This is a genomic window from Flavobacterium hydrophilum (assembly GCF_003202405.1).
GTDB classification, from domain to species: domain Bacteria; phylum Bacteroidota; class Bacteroidia; order Flavobacteriales; family Flavobacteriaceae; genus Flavobacterium; species Flavobacterium hydrophilum.
In genome coordinates this window covers 1,986,682-2,006,539 of sequence record NZ_QJHL01000001.1, presented here as the reverse complement: position 1 = coordinate 2,006,539, position 19,858 = coordinate 1,986,682, and the positions used below count along the sequence as shown (strand labels likewise).

Sequence of the window (19,858 nt, the reverse complement as noted above, 5' to 3'; positions counted from 1 at the left end):
TTGCCCTGCGTCTTATATATTTTAGAAATCCGTAAAAGAAAAAATCAAACCTTCTTCTTAACCAGTTTCAGCTTTTCAAGAATAGCATCCGCTTTTTCGTTTTCGCAAATGAATCGTAACGATTCTGCATAACGGTAATAATATTCAGGTGCTAAATCTAAGGTCAGCGAAAAAAGTTTACTGTACCATTCGGCAGCTTTTTCCAGTTTAAAATGTGAAAAAGAAGAATCTCCTAATTTTTGAAATAAATCTACAGACTTGTAGCCTTTTGCAGCAATTCTTTCATACGTTTTCATTACATCAACATAAGCATAAGTGTTGCTTACTTTGTCTGTAATAAAGACTTTTTCACTTTGGGCAGCAGCACTGAATGAAAAAAATGTCCCTAATACTAAAATAACAAGTCTTTTTTGCATAAGCATCGGTTTAAGAGATTGTTTCGTGGTGTTTTTTATTTTTTTGTTTTCGCAAATATATCTAAATCAGTAATGTAAGGTGTTTTTGAGTTCTTTTTTCGTGAATTTTAACTATTTATGGTGTGTTATTTAAAAGTTTTCAGACATTTTTAATGTAGAAAAATGTTCAATAAAAATTATATGGTATAACTTTATAGTGTAAAGCAGTATAATTATGACTATCAAGGAGTATTCAAATAAAATCAACAATTTGAGAGTAGATGAGATTTCTCAGTTTTCGGATGATACTGATTTAGAAAATGCTGTTTTAAAAGTTTTGCAGGATATGAACGGAAATTATTTTACTATTGAAACTCTTTTTGATCAATCAGCCGAATCGGTTATTCTAAATAGTGAAATAGTACAATTATTTACAGATTGTCTGAGTTTGTTATTTTCAAGCGAAAAAGAAACCGGAAATATTTGCTTTGCCAATAGCAGTGAATTACGTCCGGAATTCAGGCAAACTTTCACAGCCATAGAACTATTGGATTATGTTTATGCTTTTGCATATTCTTCTTTTTATAAAGAATTTCAAAAAATAGCCATCACATCAGAAGCGGATGTTTTTTGGAAACTGGTAAAAATCGGAGCCGGTTTGCGAAAAGAGAATAAATAAAAAAAAACAGTCCTTGGGGATGGACTGTTTTTTATATTAGGGGCAAAATAGTATTAGCGACGGAAAGCAGGACTTTCGTTTACTGACTGGTCTAACGCAATTGTTTTTGATTTTTTTGTAGAAACGGTAATTTTATGGTTTACTACTTTGTTGTTTTCCAAAACTTTTAGATAATAAGTTCCGGCAGGATATGTTTCAAGACTTAAGGTTTTTGAAACTTCTAATTCATTTGCAGAAAATTCTCCTGTGTAAAGTAAATTTTGTTTTTCGTCAAGAATTGAAAAGTTTGATTTTTTATCAGCGTTTAATGTAAAGGTTACTACTTTTCCATTTCCGGTTTTGATATACAAGATATAATCTCCTTTTTCATTACTTGCATAAGTACTTAGTGTTGTTAATAATACAGCTACAACAAAGCTCAGTCTTAAAATTTGTTTCATCTTTTTTTTTTAATTTTTAATTTTAATTTTCTTTTCGTGGTATTGACAAAACTACAAATAGTTCCTTAATTTCAAAATTTTTATTTCTTTTTTTATTAACACTAAGTTGTTGAATTGAAAGTATTTGTCTTGTTTTATTAATGCATATACGGTTTTATTAAGAGTTTAGATTTATTTTTTTAAACTATTTTTAATATTTTAACATTCAAGGCGTTAAGTTTTTTAAGTAATATTTTGTTAATTTTTTTTAACTTTTTATATTTATTTTTAAATGTGAGAAATATATAACAAAAAAAACAGCTCAAGAACCACCAAGAGCTGTTTTAAAAACCGTTAAGTTTTAAACTTTACTAACTATCTAACCTCATTTTTATACTATGAAAAGCATAAACTTTTTTAGCGTACTGCTACGCTTGTATTTTTAGCAGAAAATCCTGCTTTATAAACAGATGAAATTGCTTTTGCTGATATAACTGTGATATCACCTTTAATAGTAATTTCATGTTTTGTTGTTTTTACGCTGTCTTCTACTTCTAAGATATAAGTTCCTGAAGGGAATTCTTCAAAGCTGAAGGTTTTTAAAATTCCATTTTTACCTGAAGCATTTTCAGAATAAATTAAATCACCGTCTTTATCGTAAATTGATAATTTGGCTTGAGTAACATTGTTCAATCCAAAAGTTACTTTATTACCTTCTCCTTTAATTACATGAAGAGTAGAATCTCCATTACCATCGATTGCATATGTACTGATTCCTGCAAAAAGTACTGCTACTACTAAACTTAATTTTAACATCTTTTTCATGGCTTTATTTTTTATATTATTGTTTCTAATTCTATACTGCTAAATTACTTCAATAGTATAGTAAATTACACAACTGGATTTTCTGATATATGTGCTATATTCTCATTTACGAAACCGTTATAGGTTAAAATTTGAATTATTTACATCGTTAATGTTAATTTGGTTATTATTTAACAAAGTATTCAAAAGAATTACAGGTGAGGTTGTGCAGTAGATTTTATTTTATTGTCACTCGAAAATTGTATTAAAAAAAACAGCTCATAAAAAAACAGCTCAAGAACCACCAAGAGCTGTTTCAAAAACCGTTAAGTTTTAAACTTTACTAACTATCTAACCTCATTTTTATACTTATGAAAGCATAAACTTTTTTAGCGTACTGCTACGCTTGTATTTTTTGCGACATCTACAGTTTTATAAACTGTTGAAATTGCTTTAGATGATAAAACTATTTTATTATAAGCAATAGTAATTTCATGTCTTGTTGTTTTTACTTTATCTTCTACTTTTAAGATATAAGATCCTTCAGGAAAATTTTCAAATCTGATTTTTTTTAGGATTCCGTCTTTACCTGTAGCAGTTTCAGAATAAATTACAGTACCATCCTGGTCGTATATTTCTAATTTTGCTTCTGTTACTTTGTTTAATCCAAAAGTAACTTCGTTACCATCTTCTTTAATTACATGAAGGATATAATCTCCATTACCATCAATTGCATAGCTACTAATTCCTGAAAAAAGTACTGCTACTACTAAACTTAATTTTAAGATATTTTTCATGGTTATATTTTTTTAAATTATTGTTCTAATTCTATACTGCTAAATTACTCTAACTGTAAGGTAAAGTGCACAACTGGATTTGCAGATATATGTGCTATATTCTCATTTACGAAACCGTTATATGTTAAATTTTAAATTATTGTTGGTGTTTTGATTGATTTGGTTATAATTTTTTAAAATTATTGTGCCGATTGAGAATGTGTTAATTACCTGTTGATTTTTATTTGTATGTCGTAATTTTATACCGATAAAAATTAAGTTATAATAATTTTGACCTATTCTGAAATTACAAAAAGTATAATTTAAAGGTGTGATAAATGGGTTTTATTACTAAAAAGAAGGTGAAAAGGTAAAATCAGAACAAATTATCTGAGAAAATGAATTTTGCTAAAACTAACAGGGTATGTGAAATATTACCAACATCCTTGAATTTTAAAAATAATTTTTCGTTTCTAAAAAGCACCACTATAGAGATCAGTTTTTTTTAAAATAAATGACAAAAAAAACAGCTCCATAACCACAAAGAGCTGTTTCCGAAAACAATTAAGTTTTAAATCTTTTACTATCTAACCATTTTTATACAATTTTTGAAATTGTAAGCTGTTAACGAACAGCAACGTCTGCATTTTTAGCAAGATCTGTTTTGTAAACTGATGAAATTGCTTTAGATGATAAAACTGTTTTGTTATTTGCAACAGTAATTTCATGTCTTACTTTTTTGATACTGTCTTCAGCTTCTAAAAAGTAAGTTCCTTCCGGAAATTCTTCTAAACTGAATGTTCTCAAAATTCCATCTTTACCTGAAGCAGTTTCAGAATAAATTAGATTTCCGTCCTGGTCATAGATTGCTAATTTTGCTTTTGTTACTTTGTTTAAAGCAAAAGTGATTAGGTTTCCATTCGTTTTTAATACATGAAGATTAAAGCCTTCATTACCATCGATTGCATAAGTACTTGTTCCGAAAAGTACTGCTACTACTAAACTTAATTTTGAAATCTTTTTCATGACAATAGTTTTAAATTAATAGTTCTAATTCTCTGATGCTAAATTACTTATGAAATATATAATTTTGCACAACTGAATTTTCTTATTTATATGCTATATTCTCATTTACGAAACCGATATAGGTTAAAATATAAAGTTATTTTTATCGGTTTCGTTAATTAGATGACAATTATTTAAAATTGACTAATTGAGTAACGTAACTTTTTCCAGCTTTTTTCAATCCTATTAAAAGCAGGGGCACAATTAAACTTTCAAAAAATGATAACAAAAAAAACAGCTCAAGAACCACCAAGAGCTGTTTTAAAAACCGTTAAGTTTTAAACTTTACTAACTATCTAACCTCATTTTTATACTATGAAAGTATAAACTCTTTTAACGTACTGCTACGTTTGTATTTTGAGCAGAAAAACCTGCTTTATAAATTGATGAAACTGCTTTTTTAGATAAAAGAGCAACATTGTTTTTTATAGTAATTTCATGTTTTGTAGTTTTTACACTGTCTTCTACTTCTAAGAAATAAGTTCCTTCAGGGAATTCTTCAAAACTGAATGTTCTTAAAATTCCATCTTTTCCGGAAGCAATTTCAGAATATATAAGTGTACCATCTTTGTCATAGATTGATAAGTGTGCTTTTTTTACATTGTTTAATGCAAAAGTTACTTCGTTACCGTTTCCTTTAATTACATGAAGAGCAAAATCTCCATTACCGTCAATTGCATAAGTACTTGTTCCAAAAAGTACTGCACATACTAAACTTAATTTTAACGTCTTTTTCATGATATATTTTTTTAGATTATTTCTTCTAATTTGATACTGCTAAATTACTCTGATTGTATAGTAAAGTACACAACGCTATTTGCAGATATATATGCTATATTCTCATTTACGAAACCGTTATATGTTAAAATTTGAATTATTCTTGGTGTTTTTGTGTATTTGCTTATTATTTTTCAAATATTTCTGTCTAATTGAGAATATGGAAACGCATTAAATGATTTAATGTCGTAATCGTTATTTTTGTGGGAAAAAAATTAATATTTAACAATTTTAGTTGAAATAAGTTTTCTGAAAATTTTCTTTTGATGATTTCCATTTGATGTTTTTACTCATTTGTAAGCTTATTTTTCGCTTTTCTAATGCTTAATTAACATAAGAGAGTGAAAACTTAATTTTAAAATATTTTTCATAATCCTCGTTTTTAAAATTAATATGTTAATTTTATTCTTGTTAAAATGTTTAGGCTTCAAATGGTGTTATTTGTAGGTTCTTGTGCGTTATTGTTAATTGCGAAAGCGTTATAGGTTAAAATTTAAATTATTTTAGGTATTTTTGTTAAATTTGCTCTTATTATTTAATCATTACAAAATGAAACCGATTGCCCCAGCTCTTGAAATAATATCAAATTCCTATGGAAGCTCGTTTACCTATACTAAACATGCAGAAAAAACGAACAGTAAATCACATTTGTTGCATTACCATCCTGAAATCGAAATTGTTTTTGTAAATGGGGGAGCAGGTAAGAGACAAATAGGGAGTCATATTTCCTATTATACAAATGGTTCACTGATTCTCATAGGATCCAATTTGCCACATTGCGGATTTACTAATGAAAAAACAGGAAATACCGATGAAACTGTAATCCATTTTAAACCTGATTTTTTAGGAAATGAGTTTTTTGGTATCCCGGAGATGAAAAAGATTCAAAAATTGCTGGAACAGGCCAAAGCCGGTATTGCGTTTGGAGGAGAAACAAAAAAAATAATCGGAACAAGGATGGAATTGATGGAGAACAAGTCCCCGTTTGAGCGTTTCCTGACTCTTTTGAGTATTTTAAAAGATCTGGCATCTTCTGAAGAATATACCATTTTAAACGCAGACGGATTTCTAATGGAAATGCAGGTAACAGACAATGACAGAATGAATGTCGTATTTAGTTATGTAAAAGATCATTTTCAGGAGCCTATTTCTGTAGACGAAATCTCTAAACTGGTCAGTATGACTACACCGTCTTTTTGCCGTTATTTTAAAAAAATATCCAATAAAACATTTACCGAATTTGTAAATGAATACCGTTTGGTTCATGCCTCAAAGCTTTTGGCGGAGAAACCTATTAGTATAAATGAAGTTTGTTATGAAAGCGGATTTAATAACTTCAGTCATTTCAGTAAGTCGTTTAAACAATATACAGGCAAAAGTGCTTCAGAATACAGACAGGAACACAGAGCTACGATTATGTAAAAGTCTTTTTTATGGCATGTTAAAATCTTAACCATCAATTTTGTGATGGTTTTTTTGTGTCTTTTTTGAACATAAATCTGGTATATTTATGTTTCTTAAAACTTAAAACTATGAAACATTTTAAAATGCTGCTTTTTGTCTGTATGGTATCTACCGGAATTTCTTACGCAGCAAAAGTTGATACTTTAGAAGTCGCCAGCACGGTAATGAATAAAACATACAAAGCAGCCATTGTACTGCCTGATTCATACGCTAAAAGTAAAACAACATTCCCTGTAATGTATTTATTGCACGGCGCTTACGGACATTTTGGCGACTGGCTGAAAAATACGCCAAATAAAGAGCTTGTAAAAAACTTAGCAGACCAGTATAATCTGATTATTGTAATGCCCGAAGGCGAAACGTTTAGTTTTTATATCGATAGTCCGGTAAATTCAGGAAGCCAGTTTGAAACCTTTATTACTAAGGAAGTGATTCAGAAAGTGGATAAAACATACAGAACCATCGCTAATAAAAATGGCCGTGTCATTACCGGACTTTCCATGGGAGGCCATGGGGCGTTGTACTTGTCGGCTAAACATCCTGATTTATTTTGTGCCGCCGGAAGTATGAGCGGAGCAGTCGATATGAGCATAATGTTGAATCGTGATTCTTCTGCTCAGGTTCTTAAATTGATTGAACCTGTTTTTGGAGATAAAAGTAATGATATAAAAATGTATGAGCAGCATGCTGTTTTAAATATGATAGATAAAATAAAAGCCAATAAACTGCCACTGATTATTGACTGTGGCATAGATGATTTTTTAATTGAGCCGAACAAAGAACTCCACAGAAGGCTGGTATACAATAAAGTAGAGCACGATTATACGGAAAGACCAGGCGCACATACCTGGGAATATTGGGAAAATGCATTGCCGTATCATGTATTATTTTTTAATAAAATATTGCTTAAAAATCAGGAGATTACAAAAAAATAAGTAAAAATATTCCCAAAGAATGCGTTAAAAGTTTTTTTTGGTTTGATTTTTGGAATACCTTTAAGTATAAACTTTAAAAATAAAAATTATGAAAAAAATATTGACACTTTTCGCAGTTGTTGGATTAATGGCGTTTTCTAGTTGTTCGGATGATGATAATGATACTAATACAATTAGTGAGGTTTTTCAGCTCACTAACGTAAGTTTCGACTATAATACTCAAGATGGATTTAATATTAATAGAGAATTAAATCCAATACTTTATGATGATGATGTTATTTTGATTTATAGAAAAATTGGCTTTATGACTGGTACAAATGCTCCAATATGGGAACAAATCCCTACAACAATATATACACCGCAAGGAAGGCTAAGTTATAATTTTGAATTTAGTGTTGAACATTTTATAATTTACGCTGAAGGTAATTATGATTTAGAATTAACCCCTGCATTTTTAGATAATCAGACTTTTAGGATTGTAATCGTTCCTGGATCTCCGACAGGTACAGCAAAATCTGTTAATAAAGAAGATTATTCGGATTATAATGCAGTTATTAAAAAGTATAATATTGATGATAGTAAAGTTAAAGAATTGAATTAATAATTAGTACAAAAGCTAAAAAAGGAAATCGAAAGATTTCCTTTTTTTTATGGAATTAAATTTGATATATAATTTGATTGAAATCAGTTGAATTAAATATTTTATTTATAATATTTGTGTTTTAGGTTAAATTAATAAGATTTTTATATATTTTTAACTCTTTTAATGTTCTAATAAAAAAATCTATCTCGCTAAATGTTTAAAACTTTCACTCAGATTAAAAAATACAATTTCTTTTATTTTTTATGTATAATTTCGGCATGTGGCTGCTTACACGCACAAGAAAACAAAACGATTCCTGATATCGAAAAAATATATCTTCATACAGACAATTCACGATATTTTATTGGCGATGATTTGTATTATAAAGCTTATAACGTACGTGTCAAGAATAATTTGCTTTTTGATAACAGCAATATCTTATATGTAGAATTAATTTCTCCCGATTCTAAGATAGTTGCACGTAACAAGACAAATCTGGAAATGGGGTTAGGAAACGGTGATTTTCAATTAACAGATTCCCTTGGCGTAAAGCCTGGAGTGTACCAGTTACGTGCTTACACCAATTGGAATAGAAACTTTGGTGAAGATTTTGTCTTTAAAAAGAATATTGAAATCATAGATGTTTTTGAATCGCATTCCAAACCTAATAAAACTCAGAATAGTATTTCAGACATTAAGATTACTGAAATCAGCAAACAAAATAATTTCAAAGTTGATTTTTTTCCGGAAGGCGGTTCACTCTTACAAAATGTGGCAAGCGTTGTGGGTTTCAAGGCTGTTGATGCTAAAGGAAATCCGATAGATGTCACAGGGGAAATTTTTGATTCTAATAATGAATTGGTTACTTCTTTTTCAAGTGCTCATGATGGTATGGGAAAATTTCAAATAATACCCATTGAAGGAAAAAAATATTATGCAAAAACTAAGTTTCCGGATAGACCTGAATTGAGAACAGAGCTTCCTGGAGTCGAAAAATCAGGTTATTTACTGAGTTATCGGGTAGTAAGAGGCAAAAATATTATATCTATAATGACCAATGAGGAAACTTTATTGCAAAATCCAAATGCAGTGCTTTCGGTTGTCTGCAAGGCAAAAGGTGTTTCCTACTTTGAAAGTGCACAAACTATAACACAAACAGTTGTATCTTTTGAACTTCCTAAAGAGAGGACTCCCGAAGGAATCAGTCAAATAACACTATACGACAGCAGTTTAAAACCACTCAGCGAGCGTTTGATCTATATTGAAAAAGAACAGGATTTAGACATTCAGCTATTGACGGACAAAGTGAGTTATCAGCCTAATGAAAAAGCTACGGTAAACGTTATTTCAAAATCTAAAACAGGTATTGCTAAATCTGCCAGTTTTTCATTAAGCGTAACCGATATGAATGGTGTGACAGAAGAGAAAGATTTTGGTACAAATATCAGTTCTTACTTTTTGATGGAATCAGATATTAGGGGAAAGGTGCACAATCCCGGATATTATTTTGATCCCGCCAATTTAAAACGACTTGAACATTTAGAGAACTTGGTTTTAACACAAGGCTGGCGTGATTTTGTATGGAAAACAATACCAAAGTCTAATGACAATATTAAGTATATAGCCGAAAAAGGTTTTACAATAACCGGTAGGGTTAAGCAGCTTTTTGGTAATAAAGCAAAAGTGAATCAAAGAATAGGAATGGTTTTGATGAATAAAAAGCATATGAATGTTTTTAAGACGTATACCGATTCAATAGGAAGTTTTAAATTTGAAAATATCATGTTTTCAGGAAAAACAAAAATGTCATTAAATTCCAGAAATGAAAAAGGAAAATATACTGGCGAAATAATGGTAAATCCTATTGAACAGCCTGCAATGATTGCTGCTTTTAGAAATGAACCGGTTAAATGGGATGAATCAACAAAACTAATCGTTGAAAACGTTTTTAAGAAATATACAGTTTTTGGAGTAAAACCTGAAAATATTCTGGATGAAGTCAGTATTGCAGGAAAAAAGAAATCCAGATCAATTTCTTATTTTGGAATTCCGGATGCAAGTTATACTGTAGATAAGGATATAAGTTTGTTTACCAATATTTATGAACTTATTCAGCAAAAAATAGCAGGGGTTGTATCTTTTGATGATACTGTTCGTTTTACACGTTATGAAGCGCCACCGCTTTTTATAATAAATGGCATGACCGCTTTTAAAGAAGAAGTAGATGCTATTTATCTGGCAGATATAGAGAAAATAGACGCTATAAAAGGAAGTCAGGCAAAGTTATATTTTGGAGACGAGAGCAGTAACGGTATTATTGCAATTTATACGAAACCAAGTACAGGCAACAGGCTTAAAAATGAATATTCTCATTCTATACAACAAGAGGTAGACGGCTTTTACATGGCGCGTGTTTTTTATTCACCGGATCCTGAAAAAATTTCTTCAGAGGACAATAAATCGGCTGTAAGAAATACACTTTATTGGAATCCTTATGTACATCCAGATAAGGCAGGAAGTGCTAATGTAAATTATTATAACACCAAAGTTGAAACTAAAATAAAAGTAGCTTTAGAAGGAATTACAGGATCAGGTGTTCCTGTTGTAAGGAATGTTTATTATACTATTAAAAAGTAAAGGATAAAATATTATAAATGTTTATTTGCAGTATAAAAAAGGAAATCTTTCGATTTCCTTTTTTAGATCTATATGTTTCGATAAAAAAACTATTCTTCTTCTGAGTCGGTTAGTACTTTTTCTTCTCCAAATTTTAAAGAAACCAAAATTCCAACTAAAAGAGAAAGTGCTATAAACCCTAATGAAGCCCATTCAGGAAGGTGGATATAATCGTGCAGCAGCATTTTTAATCCAACAAAGGCCAATATTGCAACTAAACTATATTCTAAGTAACTGAATTTTGCCAGCATATTTGCTAAAAAGAAATACATAGAACGCAATCCCAAAATGGCAAAAATATTAGAACTAAATACCAAAAACGGATCTGATGTAATAGCTAAAATTGCCGGAACACTGTCAACTGCAAAAAGAACATCCATAACTTCAATTACAATCAAAGCTACGAATAGCGGTGTAGCGGCTTTCTTTGCTGTTTTGGTAGCAATGAAAAATTTCTCTCCATCTGTTTCAGAGGTTAACGGAATAATTTTTCCTAATGTTTTATAAATGAATGAATCTTTAGGCTGAAAATCTTCATCTTCACCTGAAAAAAGCATTTTTATAGCGGTAAAAATCAGAAAAATTCCAAACACATAAGTAGTCCAGCTGAATTTATTGATGAGCATTACACCAAAGAAAATCATTAGCCCCCGGAAAATAATTGCGCCCAGAATTCCCCAGAATAGAACACGATGCTGGTATTTTTGTGGAATTTTAAACGAGGCAAAAATAATCGCAATTACAAAAATATTATCTACACTTAAGGAAAGTTCAATTAAATACCCTGTAATGAATTTCATAGAAGCTACAGCGGGCAGCAGCTTATCAGGGTTTGCAATATAATCAGTGGTATAAAGCCAATAAATTACTCCCGAAAAGAGAAAGGATAATGTAACCCAAACGAGTGTCCATTTGCTGGCTTCTTTACTGCTGATGATATGTGGGGTTTTGTTAAAAACGCCCAGGTCTAAAGCAAGAATAAAAAATACAGCTATCAAAAATAAAATCCAGACTATCATGATATTAGCTTTAAAAAATTATATAAAGATAAGTTATGAATTTTAATTTCAGAATTAGTTATTGAAAAGTTAACTTTTGCTATAATATAAAAGATGTACTTTTTATTTGAGAAAGAGGTATAAAAAAAGTGCCATCAATTGCGATGGCACTTTCTAAATATAATCTAAGCTTAAAATTATAGCGCTGATTTAACAGTTTTGATAATTCTGGCAGCAATTTTGTATGGGTCTCCGTTTGAAGCTGGTCTTCTGTCTTCCAACCAACCTTTCCATCCTTTTTGAACGGTAATTAAAGGAATTCTGATTGAAGCTCCTCTATCTGAAATTCCATAAGAGAAATCGTGGATAGATGCAGTTTCATGTTTACCAGTTAAACGTTGGTCGTTGTAAGCTCCGTAAACAGCGATATGCTCAGCAGTAACAGGACGGAAAGCTTCACAGATTCTTTCGTAAGTTGCCTGATCTCCACATGTTCTTAATACATTGTTAGAGAAGTTAGCATGCATACCTGAACCGTTCCAGTCTGTATCTCCTAGTGGTTTTGGGTGGTATTCAATATAGTAACCATATTTCTCAGTCAAACGATCTAATAGGTAACGAGCAACCCAGATTTCATCTCCGGCTTTTTTAGCGCCTTTAGCGAATAATTGGAATTCCCATTGTCCACAAGCAACCTCCTGGTTAATACCTTCAAAGTTGATTCCTGCAGCGATACATAAATCAGCATGTTCTTCTACTAATTTTCTTCCGTGAGTGTTTTTTCCACCAACAGAACAGTAGTACATACCTTGTGGAGCAGGATAACCTCCAACAGGGAATCCTAATGGCAATAAAGTTTTAGTATCCATGATGAAATACTCTTGTTCGAAACCAAACCAGAAATCATCATTATCATCATCAATTGTAGCTCTACCGTTAGAAGGGTGTGGAGTTCCGTCAGCGTACATAACTTCAGACATTACTAAATATCCATTAATACGAGTTGGATCAGGGTAGATTGCAACTGGAACTAATAAACAGTCAGAAGAACCTCCTTCAGCTTGTTTTGTTGACGAACCATCAAATGACCAGTTTCCAAGTTCTTCGATCGTTCCTTTGAAATTTTCGTGCTCTTCAACTTTAGTTTTACTTCTAAGATTTTGAGTTGGTTCATATCCATCTAACCAAATGTACTCTAACTTAATTTTAGCCATAATAATATAAATTAATTTTTTTGTTTTTTCGCTGGGTCAAATATAGATTTATTTTTTAAGTCATAAAAATTAGGGGGTGTATTTTGTTTCGATAGATATAATTTTTTACATAAGCGCAATTTTGATAGGGGTATATTTAAAAAATAGCAATTTTTTAATGTTTTAAAAATAAATTCGTAATAAACATATCTGTTTTTTAATTTTATTTCTGTTCCAATTATGAAAAATTGTTTATTTCCTTAGTATTATTCGTATGTTTTGTTATATTTTTTTAAAAGCATTTCAGAATTCTTTATAAATTGTGCCTTTTATTGAAAAAATCCTTTTCAAAAATCTAAAACTTATGATAAAAAAAGGCTTTTTTATTCTATATATTTGTTTTCACTTTATTTCAATCAATATTATTACGAATTTTTAAAATTATATAAATGTCAACATTACGTTTTCAGGCCTTACAGGAAGCTTCATCAAGAAAGCCTGTACATTTTGAGGAAATTGACAGAAAGTCAACTATTTTCGGGGCAAATGTTTTTAATGAGAAAGCGATGAAGCAGTATTTGACTTCAGATGCTTTTAAAGGAGTGAGGGATGCTATTCAACACGGAACTAAAATAGACAGAAAGCTGGCAGATTATATCGCCATGGGAATGAAGGAGTGGGCTTTGGCCAAAGGTGTTACCCATTACACACACTGGTTTCAGCCGCTTACCGGGACTACAGCAGAAAAACACGATGCTTTTTTTGAAACTTCTTATGACGGAAGCGATCCTGTAGAAAAATTTGGTGGTGCACAATTGGTACAGCAGGAGCCGGATGCATCCAGTTTTCCGAATGGTGGAATCAGAAATACATTCGAAGCCAGAGGATATACAGCCTGGGACCCAACTTCTCCGGCTTTTATTTATGGTACAACTTTATGTATTCCTACCGTATTTATTGCTTACACAGGTGAAGCATTAGATAATAAAATTCCATTGTTAAGAGCTTTATCGGCCATGGATGAAGCAGCTACAGAGGTTTGTAAATATTTTGATAAAAATGTAAAAAAGGTAACGGCAACTTTGGGCTGGGAACAGGAATACTTTTTAATTGACAAAGCATTGGCAAATTCACGTCCTGATTTAATGATGACCGGAAGAACCTTATTGGGACATACTTCAGCAAAAGGACAACAATTAGATGATCATTATTTCGGATCTATTCCAACACGTGCTCTTACTTATATGAGAGATTTGGAGCAGGAATGCATGTTGTTGGGAATTCCGGTAAAAACGCGTCATAATGAGGTAGCTCCAAATCAGTTTGAGCTGGCACCCATTTTTGAAGAAACCAATCTTGCAGTAGATCATAACTCTTTATTAATGGATGTCATGCAAAAAGTTGCAGAGCGTCATGATTTTAAAGTTTTATTCCATGAAAAACCTTTTAAAGGTGTAAATGGTTCAGGAAAACATAACAACTGGTCTTTAGCAACTGATACTGGTGTTAACTTGTTGAGTCCGAGCAAAACACCAATGAGTAATCTGCAGTTTTTAACGTTCTTTATAAATACGATAAAAGCAGTTAACGATTATGAAACCTTGTTGAGAGCTTCTATAGCAACAGCAAGTAATGATCACAGATTAGGGGCAAATGAAGCGCCACCAGCCATTATTTCGGTTTTTATTGGTGAACAATTGACCAAAGTGTTAACTGAATTAGAAAGCGTTACTACGGGTAAATTATCTCCTGAAGAAAAAACAGATTTAAAACTGAACGTGGTTGGTAAAATTCCGGATGTTCTTTTGGACAATACCGACAGAAACAGAACGTCGCCTTTTGCTTTTACAGGAAATAAATTTGAATTCAGGGCAGTTGGTTCAAATTCAAACTGTTCGAATGCAATGACAACTTTAAATGCGATTGTGGCAAAACAACTGAAAGATTTTAAAATTGAAGTAGATGCTTTAATCGATACTAAAGGTCTGAAAAAAGACGAGGCTATTTTCAATGTTTTAAGAGAATACATCAAACTGTCTAAAAAAATACTTTTTGAAGGAGACGGCTATAGCGATGCATGGGAAAAAGAAGCAGCTAAAAGAGGTTTAAGTAACTTTAAAACAACTCCGGAAGCTATTAAAGCCAAAGTTTCTAAACAAGCCTTAGACTTATTTGCAGAACTCGGAATTCTAAATCATATTGAAGCAGAAGCGCGTTACGAAATAGAATTAGAAGAATATACTAAAAAAATTCAGATCGAGGGAAGGGTTTTAGGCGATATTTCTAAGAATCATGTAATTCCAACCGCTATTCGTTATCAGAATACCTTAATTGAAAACGTAAAAGGCCTTAAAGAAATTTTTGGAAAAGAATTTGAAACGATTGCCAAAGAACAAATTATTCTGATCAAGGAAATTTCAAGTCATATTGAAGGAATCAGTTCGAAAGTGGAAGCTATGACTAACGAAAGAAGAACTGCAAACCATTTAACTGATGCACAAAAAACGGCTGAAGCTTATTGTAACAAAGTGAAACCTTATTTTGAAGAAATCCGTAATCATTGTGATAAATTAGAATTATTGGTTGATGATGAAACTTGGACATTGACCAAATACAGAGAATTGCTGCTTACAAAATAGAACAAGTTTTTATACTATTCTAAATGCCTTTCCAGGTTTCTGGAGAGGCATTTTTTTTATTTTGAAGTTTTGAGAGGTAACAATTGTAAATGGAATCTGATATAAGTGTGTATATACAATTTATTAACCTCAAAATTATCTTATTATGAAAACAATTGTACATCTAATTACGGGATTGTTCATTTTAATGTGTGGGTCTGTTTCTGCACAAAAATATCAGGACACATTAATTACAGTCAAGAATACAAGATTGCATTATGAATTTGATGTAAGCTGGTCTAAAGAAGTTAAATCGAGAAATATTGAACAGTTTATCAAAAACCAATCAGAACCTTCTATTAAATCTTCTACACAAATTCAGTCTATTCTGCAAAATATAAAAGTATCTAAAAATCCTTGTGCAAATTCTGGATTTGAAAGTGGTTACAGCGGATGGACCGGTCTGAGCCTGAAACACGGAAGCACGTCGCTTCCTATTGAAAATGGCTTGATACTGAATCCTGGTATTTCGCCTTTACCTTTCACCGGTACAGCATACGGACAGAATTTTACTTCAATTGAAACAACAGGTACAGATGCTCTTTTATTGGCTTCGACTCCGGCTTTTTCAATGTCTAAAACAGCACCGGGATCTTCAGGTACACAATCAATTCGTTTAGGGAATGACCAGCCGGGTTTTGGGGCAGAAGGCATTGCTAAACGATTTGTTGTAACAGCAGCCAATGCAAAATACTATTTTCAATATGCTATGGTAATGGATAAAAGTCATTCAAACGCAAACGGGAGCGCAAATGGATCTGAAGTCTTTTTTATTGCCGAAGCGGTAGATATGACAGGAGTAACGGTTGATAAAATGGTAGATATTGCAGCTCCGTCGAATCCTTTTATTAATGCAACCAATTCACCGGAAGGAGTTAAGTATTACAGAGACTGGCGTTGTGCTTATCTTGACTTGTCAAGCCATATTGGCAGAGAAGTGGTGATCATGTTTATAAACTCTGATTGCTCTGCAGGTGGCCATAGAGGATACACTTACATTGATGATACGTGTACGACTTGTAAAAATACTTCAGAAGGAGTTATTGATTTAGATTTAAAAGGACACGATTGTATAAATCCGAAACAAACTTTCAATGGGACATTTACTGTTCCAGCAGCAGCAACCAATCTTCAGATTAGTTTTGAAATTTATCAAAACGGAACATTACTGAATACTATTGCGGCAAGTACAGTTTCAGGGTCCAATTATACCGTTGATGTAGCGGCAACTGATTTTCCAAATCAAACGCCCGGAACTTGTTATGATGTAGTAGCAAAACTCACATTTAATTTAATTGACTTAAACGGAAACGTACAAACAGTTGTTCAGTATTCTGCAAATCCTGTTTTAGGAGTGCAATATGGGCAAACGGCAGGTTTTGACAATGACATCTGTTTTTGCATCAATAATTTAGGAGCCTATTGTTGTGATTCCGAAAATTTGGTTGTGAATGGTAATTTTGAGGCTGGAAATTCAGGTTTCACCAGTACTTATACTTTAGATGCATCTACATATCCGGGACAATATAATGTAACTAATACTGCAGCGGCTTTTGGAGCAACAGTAACAGATCATTCATTTTGTGCTGATCCTGTAGCGTATGCCTCAAATAGCAAATATTTGACAGTGAACGGAAAAACACAACAAACAGGTTCTTCTGTGGTTTGGGAACAAACAATAACAGGATTAAGAAGAGGGGAAACTTATCGTTTTTGTGCGAATTTCAAAAATATGAAACAATGTACTTTTGATATTCTTCCAAAAGTTAAAATAGAAGCGGGATCTGCCAGTTCAGCCTTATTTACTGTAAATGTGGCTACTGCAAATGCTTGTGACTGGCAAAATGCAGATTTGGTTTTTACTGCATCAGGAGCCAGCGAAACGGTACGAATTTATCTTGATGAAACAGGTAACGGTGATGGAAATGATCTGGCGATTGATGATATTTATGTAGGTGCTTTAGGTGATCCGGGGCTTGCTATTACCGTACAGCACAATGGAACGAATAATGCAATTATTGCATCGGTTAATAGTATAGCGACAACAGATGACAGTATTAAAGGAAATTGCAGAAAATACCATTGGTATGTAGCTGAGGTAACTTCATATCCTTCTATAGTGATTAACTGGAGTACTTTTGCCCATGGAAATAATACAGGAAGTAATCTGCCTCCTTTTGCAGGAACTTCATCGCCAACAACATGGGATTTAACTACTACTTTCCCTGGTTATACTTTTGCAAATAATAAATTGTATATAATCGGAATGTACACACCCGAGTGTGATTGTTATGATAGTGGCTTTACCTATCAGTTAACGTTTAATACCACTTCTAAATCAGCAAATACTGCCGGTATTACAGAAGAGCAGAAAGCAGAAATTATAGATGCTATTTTAAATGGTTTAAAACCGGGAAAAACAGATGATTCGTCAACTACTAATGATCCGGATGCAAAAATCAAAGAAAATGTTCAGCTTTATCCAAATCCTGTAGCGAATGAATTGACTGTTTCTGCTTTGAATGAAGCAATTTCAGAAGTCATTATTTCAGATTCAACAGGCAAAGTAGTTAAAAAACAATCTTTTGCATCTCAGAACAGTATTGAAAAAATCAATGTATCAGGCTTGCCTCAAGGACTTTATTTTGTCAAAGTAATAAGTGATAAAAATACCTATGTGTCGAAATTGATTAAAGATTAAAAACACTTAAGGTTTTATATAAAAAGGGCTATCTATAATTTTAGATAGCCCTTTTTTTGATAAGACATAAAATCATTATTTATAGTGATTCCTTTCGTTTGAGTAAAAATTAAATTTGCCTGGATACATAAAATAATGCCAGATCTTTTAAACTGGTTTCAGTCATTATAAAAACTAATATAAGCCATTTCATAATTTTTACTTCATGAAAAATATTTTACTCGCTTTTTGTTTTTGTTTTAGTGTTTCAAATTATGCACAGTATACCAGTATTCCTGATCTTAATTTTGAAAAAAAACTTATTTCTTTAGGAATCGACAGCGGAAACCCTGATCAGCGGGTTTTAACTTCATCAATAGCCGGAATAACATCTCTGGCAGTTGATAACAGTAACATTAGTGATTTAACCGGAATCCAGGATTTTATTGCCCTTAAGGAACTCTATTGTTATTATAATTCATTGGAAAGTCTTGATCTTTCCAAAAATACAAATCTTACTACCTTACAATGTTACAATAATAATTTAACCAGTCTGAATCTTTCTACAAATATAAGTTTAAGCTATTTAGATTGTTCCAGAAATAATTTAACTACTCTAAATACAGCGACAAATAATGAGCTGAAAAAACTGCAGTGCGTTTCTAATAAACTTACAAGCATTGTATTGCCTCTCAATGGAGAATTGGAAGAATTGCTATGTCATGGAAATTCATTAGCTGCTTTGGATGTATCAAAATCGGTCAAACTTAAAAATTTATCCTGCTACACCAATAATTTATCCAGTTTAGATATTTCGGCTAATATTTTATTGAACAGGTTAGATTGTTCCAAAAATCAGTTAACAGTTTTAAATATTTCAAATAATAAACAGTTAGATTATTTAGTAACTGCGACTAATAAACTGAAAAATCTTGATGTTACCGGTTGCGAAGCATTAACCTATCTGGCCTGTGCATCGAATGAATTATCGGGTTTAGATGTTTCACATAATTTACTGCTGAAAAGTTTGTCCTGTTCGTCTAATCAGATTGTTTCACTTGATATTTCTAAAAATGATAAGCTGGAAACCTTGCTTTGTAATTTTAATAAATTAACAACTTTAGATTTTCAAAACAACAATTCTTTGATAAATGTAATGCTGACTAATAATCAGGTTACAGTTTTAGATGTTTCTAAAATGCTAAAATTAAATCGGTTAGAATGCAGTGATAATTTATTGATCAGTCTGGATCTTTCTCAAAATAAGGTTTTGGAGTTTTTAAAGTGTGAAAATAATAAACTGACCAGCCTTAATTTAAAAAATACCAACAATGCTAAAATTGCATATTCCTATCCTAATTATCCCAATTTTAAAAATAATCCGGATCTGACCTGTATTTTAGTAGACAGCCAAAGCTATTCGGGTACAAACTGGGATTCCAAAAAAGATGTATCTATGAGTTATTCAGAAAGCTGTACGCTTGGAACAGCCGACTTGCTTTTTGAAAAAACAATTGTTTACCCAAATCCTTCCCGTGGATTATTGAATATCAGGAATGCCCTTCTCGATAAAATTACAGTCTACAATATGTTGGGACAATTACAAAAATCAGTTGTGATTTTAAACAATGAAGAGAACCATGTAATCGATTTATCTCAACTGTCAAAAGGAGCTTATTTTATTGTTTTGGAAAAAGATAATAAACCATTAAGACGAAAAATCATCATCAATTAGA

At 31.8% G+C, this 19,858-nt stretch carries 16 protein-coding genes; 8 read left to right on the top strand and 8 right to left on the bottom strand.

Going from position 1 to position 19,858, the window contains the following annotated elements:
• Positions 1–44: 44 nt before the first annotated feature.
• Positions 45–416, bottom strand: a complete 372-nt coding sequence (locus DMB68_RS07740) for a flagellar motor protein MotB (protein WP_110346033.1) — start codon at positions 414–416, stop codon at positions 45–47.
• A gap of 214 nt (positions 417–630) precedes the next feature.
• Between DMB68_RS07740 and DMB68_RS07735 the strand changes: the two genes are divergently transcribed.
• Entirely contained in the window at positions 631–1,074 is a 444-nt protein-coding gene (locus tag DMB68_RS07735) for a hypothetical protein (protein WP_110346032.1), read from the top strand.
• A gap of 53 nt (positions 1,075–1,127) precedes the next feature.
• Here the strand turns inward: DMB68_RS07735 and DMB68_RS07730 are convergent, their stop codons facing one another.
• The 5 genes from DMB68_RS07730 to DMB68_RS07710 all read right to left on the bottom strand — a co-directional run bounded on the left by DMB68_RS07730 (position 1,128) and on the right by DMB68_RS07710 (position 4,876).
• On the bottom strand, positions 1,128–1,514 hold the full coding sequence (locus DMB68_RS07730; RefSeq protein WP_110346031.1) for a secretion protein: 387 nt from the start codon (positions 1,512–1,514) through the stop codon (positions 1,128–1,130).
• A 396-nt stretch (positions 1,515–1,910) separates the two neighbouring features.
• The gene (locus DMB68_RS07725; RefSeq protein ID WP_110346030.1) at positions 1,911–2,318 is read right to left on the bottom strand and encodes a T9SS type A sorting domain-containing protein; all 408 of its coding nucleotides are present in this window, start codon (positions 2,316–2,318) and stop codon (positions 1,911–1,913) included.
• A 368-nt stretch (positions 2,319–2,686) separates the two neighbouring features.
• Positions 2,687–3,094: a T9SS type A sorting domain-containing protein gene (locus DMB68_RS07720; protein ID WP_110346029.1), complete on the bottom strand. Its 408-nt coding sequence runs from the start codon at positions 3,092–3,094 to the stop codon at positions 2,687–2,689.
• 603 nt (positions 3,095–3,697) lie between these two features.
• Positions 3,698–4,099: a T9SS type A sorting domain-containing protein gene (locus tag DMB68_RS07715; RefSeq protein ID WP_110346028.1), complete on the bottom strand. Its 402-nt coding sequence runs from the start codon at positions 4,097–4,099 to the stop codon at positions 3,698–3,700.
• Positions 4,100–4,471: 372 nt separating this feature from the next.
• Positions 4,472–4,876 carry a secretion protein gene (locus tag DMB68_RS07710; RefSeq protein WP_110346027.1) on the bottom strand — a complete coding sequence of 135 codons (405 nt, stop codon included), beginning with the start codon at positions 4,874–4,876 and terminating at the stop codon, positions 4,472–4,474.
• 588 nt (positions 4,877–5,464) lie between these two features.
• On the opposite strand from DMB68_RS07710, the gene DMB68_RS07705 reads away from it, so the two are divergent.
• The 4 genes from DMB68_RS07705 to DMB68_RS07690 all read left to right on the top strand — a co-directional run bounded on the left by DMB68_RS07705 (position 5,465) and on the right by DMB68_RS07690 (position 10,534).
• The gene (locus DMB68_RS07705; RefSeq protein ID WP_110346026.1) at positions 5,465–6,337 is read left to right on the top strand and encodes an AraC family transcriptional regulator; all 873 of its coding nucleotides are present in this window, start codon (positions 5,465–5,467) and stop codon (positions 6,335–6,337) included.
• Between the two features lie 110 nt (positions 6,338–6,447).
• Entirely contained in the window at positions 6,448–7,314 is an 867-nt protein-coding gene (locus tag DMB68_RS07700; RefSeq protein ID WP_110346025.1) for an alpha/beta hydrolase, read from the top strand.
• A gap of 88 nt (positions 7,315–7,402) precedes the next feature.
• Positions 7,403–7,915, top strand: coding sequence for a hypothetical protein (locus DMB68_RS07695; RefSeq protein WP_110346024.1), 513 nt, complete (start codon positions 7,403–7,405; stop codon positions 7,913–7,915).
• A 195-nt stretch (positions 7,916–8,110) separates the two neighbouring features.
• Complete coding sequence (locus tag DMB68_RS07690; protein ID WP_110346023.1) at positions 8,111–10,534, top strand: TonB-dependent receptor; 2,424 nt, start codon at positions 8,111–8,113, stop codon at positions 10,532–10,534.
• Between the two features lie 89 nt (positions 10,535–10,623).
• Here DMB68_RS07690 and DMB68_RS07685 read toward each other — a convergent pair whose 3' ends face one another.
• Together DMB68_RS07685 and DMB68_RS07680 are read right to left on the bottom strand one after the other, a co-directional pair.
• Entirely contained in the window at positions 10,624–11,592 is a 969-nt protein-coding gene (locus tag DMB68_RS07685; RefSeq protein ID WP_110346022.1) for a TerC/Alx family metal homeostasis membrane protein, read from the bottom strand.
• 176 nt (positions 11,593–11,768) lie between these two features.
• The gene (locus tag DMB68_RS07680) at positions 11,769–12,785 is read right to left on the bottom strand and encodes a glutamine synthetase beta-grasp domain-containing protein (RefSeq protein ID WP_110346021.1); all 1,017 of its coding nucleotides are present in this window, start codon (positions 12,783–12,785) and stop codon (positions 11,769–11,771) included.
• Between the two features lie 428 nt (positions 12,786–13,213).
• On the opposite strand from DMB68_RS07680, the gene DMB68_RS07675 reads away from it, so the two are divergent.
• The 3 genes from DMB68_RS07675 to DMB68_RS07665 all read left to right on the top strand — a co-directional run bounded on the left by DMB68_RS07675 (position 13,214) and on the right by DMB68_RS07665 (position 19,857).
• On the top strand, positions 13,214–15,403 hold the full coding sequence (locus tag DMB68_RS07675; protein WP_110346020.1) for a glutamine synthetase III family protein: 2,190 nt from the start codon (positions 13,214–13,216) through the stop codon (positions 15,401–15,403).
• A 145-nt stretch (positions 15,404–15,548) separates the two neighbouring features.
• The gene (locus tag DMB68_RS07670; RefSeq protein WP_110346019.1) at positions 15,549–18,143 is read left to right on the top strand and encodes a T9SS type A sorting domain-containing protein; all 2,595 of its coding nucleotides are present in this window, start codon (positions 15,549–15,551) and stop codon (positions 18,141–18,143) included.
• Between the two features lie 205 nt (positions 18,144–18,348).
• Entirely contained in the window at positions 18,349–19,857 is a 1,509-nt protein-coding gene (locus tag DMB68_RS07665; RefSeq protein WP_110346018.1) for a T9SS type A sorting domain-containing protein, read from the top strand.
• Position 19,858: the final 1 nt, after the last annotated feature.

Coding starts and splice junctions, on each gene's coding strand:
- DMB68_RS07740 (WP_110346033.1), bottom strand. CDS start 416: ATGCAAAAAAGACTTGTTATTTTAGTATTAGGGACATTTTTTTCATTC.
- DMB68_RS07735 (WP_110346032.1), top strand. CDS start 631: ATGACTATCAAGGAGTATTCAAATAAAATCAACAATTTGAGAGTAGAT.
- DMB68_RS07730 (WP_110346031.1), bottom strand. CDS start 1,514: ATGAAACAAATTTTAAGACTGAGCTTTGTTGTAGCTGTATTATTAACA.
- DMB68_RS07725 (WP_110346030.1), bottom strand. CDS start 2,318: ATGAAAAAGATGTTAAAATTAAGTTTAGTAGTAGCAGTACTTTTTGCA.
- DMB68_RS07720 (WP_110346029.1), bottom strand. CDS start 3,094: ATGAAAAATATCTTAAAATTAAGTTTAGTAGTAGCAGTACTTTTTTCA.
- DMB68_RS07715 (WP_110346028.1), bottom strand. CDS start 4,099: ATGAAAAAGATTTCAAAATTAAGTTTAGTAGTAGCAGTACTTTTCGGA.
- DMB68_RS07710 (WP_110346027.1), bottom strand. CDS start 4,876: ATGAAAAAGACGTTAAAATTAAGTTTAGTATGTGCAGTACTTTTTGGA.
- DMB68_RS07705 (WP_110346026.1), top strand. CDS start 5,465: ATGAAACCGATTGCCCCAGCTCTTGAAATAATATCAAATTCCTATGGA.
- DMB68_RS07700 (WP_110346025.1), top strand. CDS start 6,448: ATGAAACATTTTAAAATGCTGCTTTTTGTCTGTATGGTATCTACCGGA.
- DMB68_RS07695 (WP_110346024.1), top strand. CDS start 7,403: ATGAAAAAAATATTGACACTTTTCGCAGTTGTTGGATTAATGGCGTTT.
- DMB68_RS07690 (WP_110346023.1), top strand. CDS start 8,111: ATGTTTAAAACTTTCACTCAGATTAAAAAATACAATTTCTTTTATTTT.
- DMB68_RS07685 (WP_110346022.1), bottom strand. CDS start 11,592: ATGATAGTCTGGATTTTATTTTTGATAGCTGTATTTTTTATTCTTGCT.
- DMB68_RS07680 (WP_110346021.1), bottom strand. CDS start 12,785: ATGGCTAAAATTAAGTTAGAGTACATTTGGTTAGATGGATATGAACCA.
- DMB68_RS07675 (WP_110346020.1), top strand. CDS start 13,214: ATGTCAACATTACGTTTTCAGGCCTTACAGGAAGCTTCATCAAGAAAG.
- DMB68_RS07670 (WP_110346019.1), top strand. CDS start 15,549: ATGAAAACAATTGTACATCTAATTACGGGATTGTTCATTTTAATGTGT.
- DMB68_RS07665 (WP_110346018.1), top strand. CDS start 18,349: ATGAAAAATATTTTACTCGCTTTTTGTTTTTGTTTTAGTGTTTCAAAT.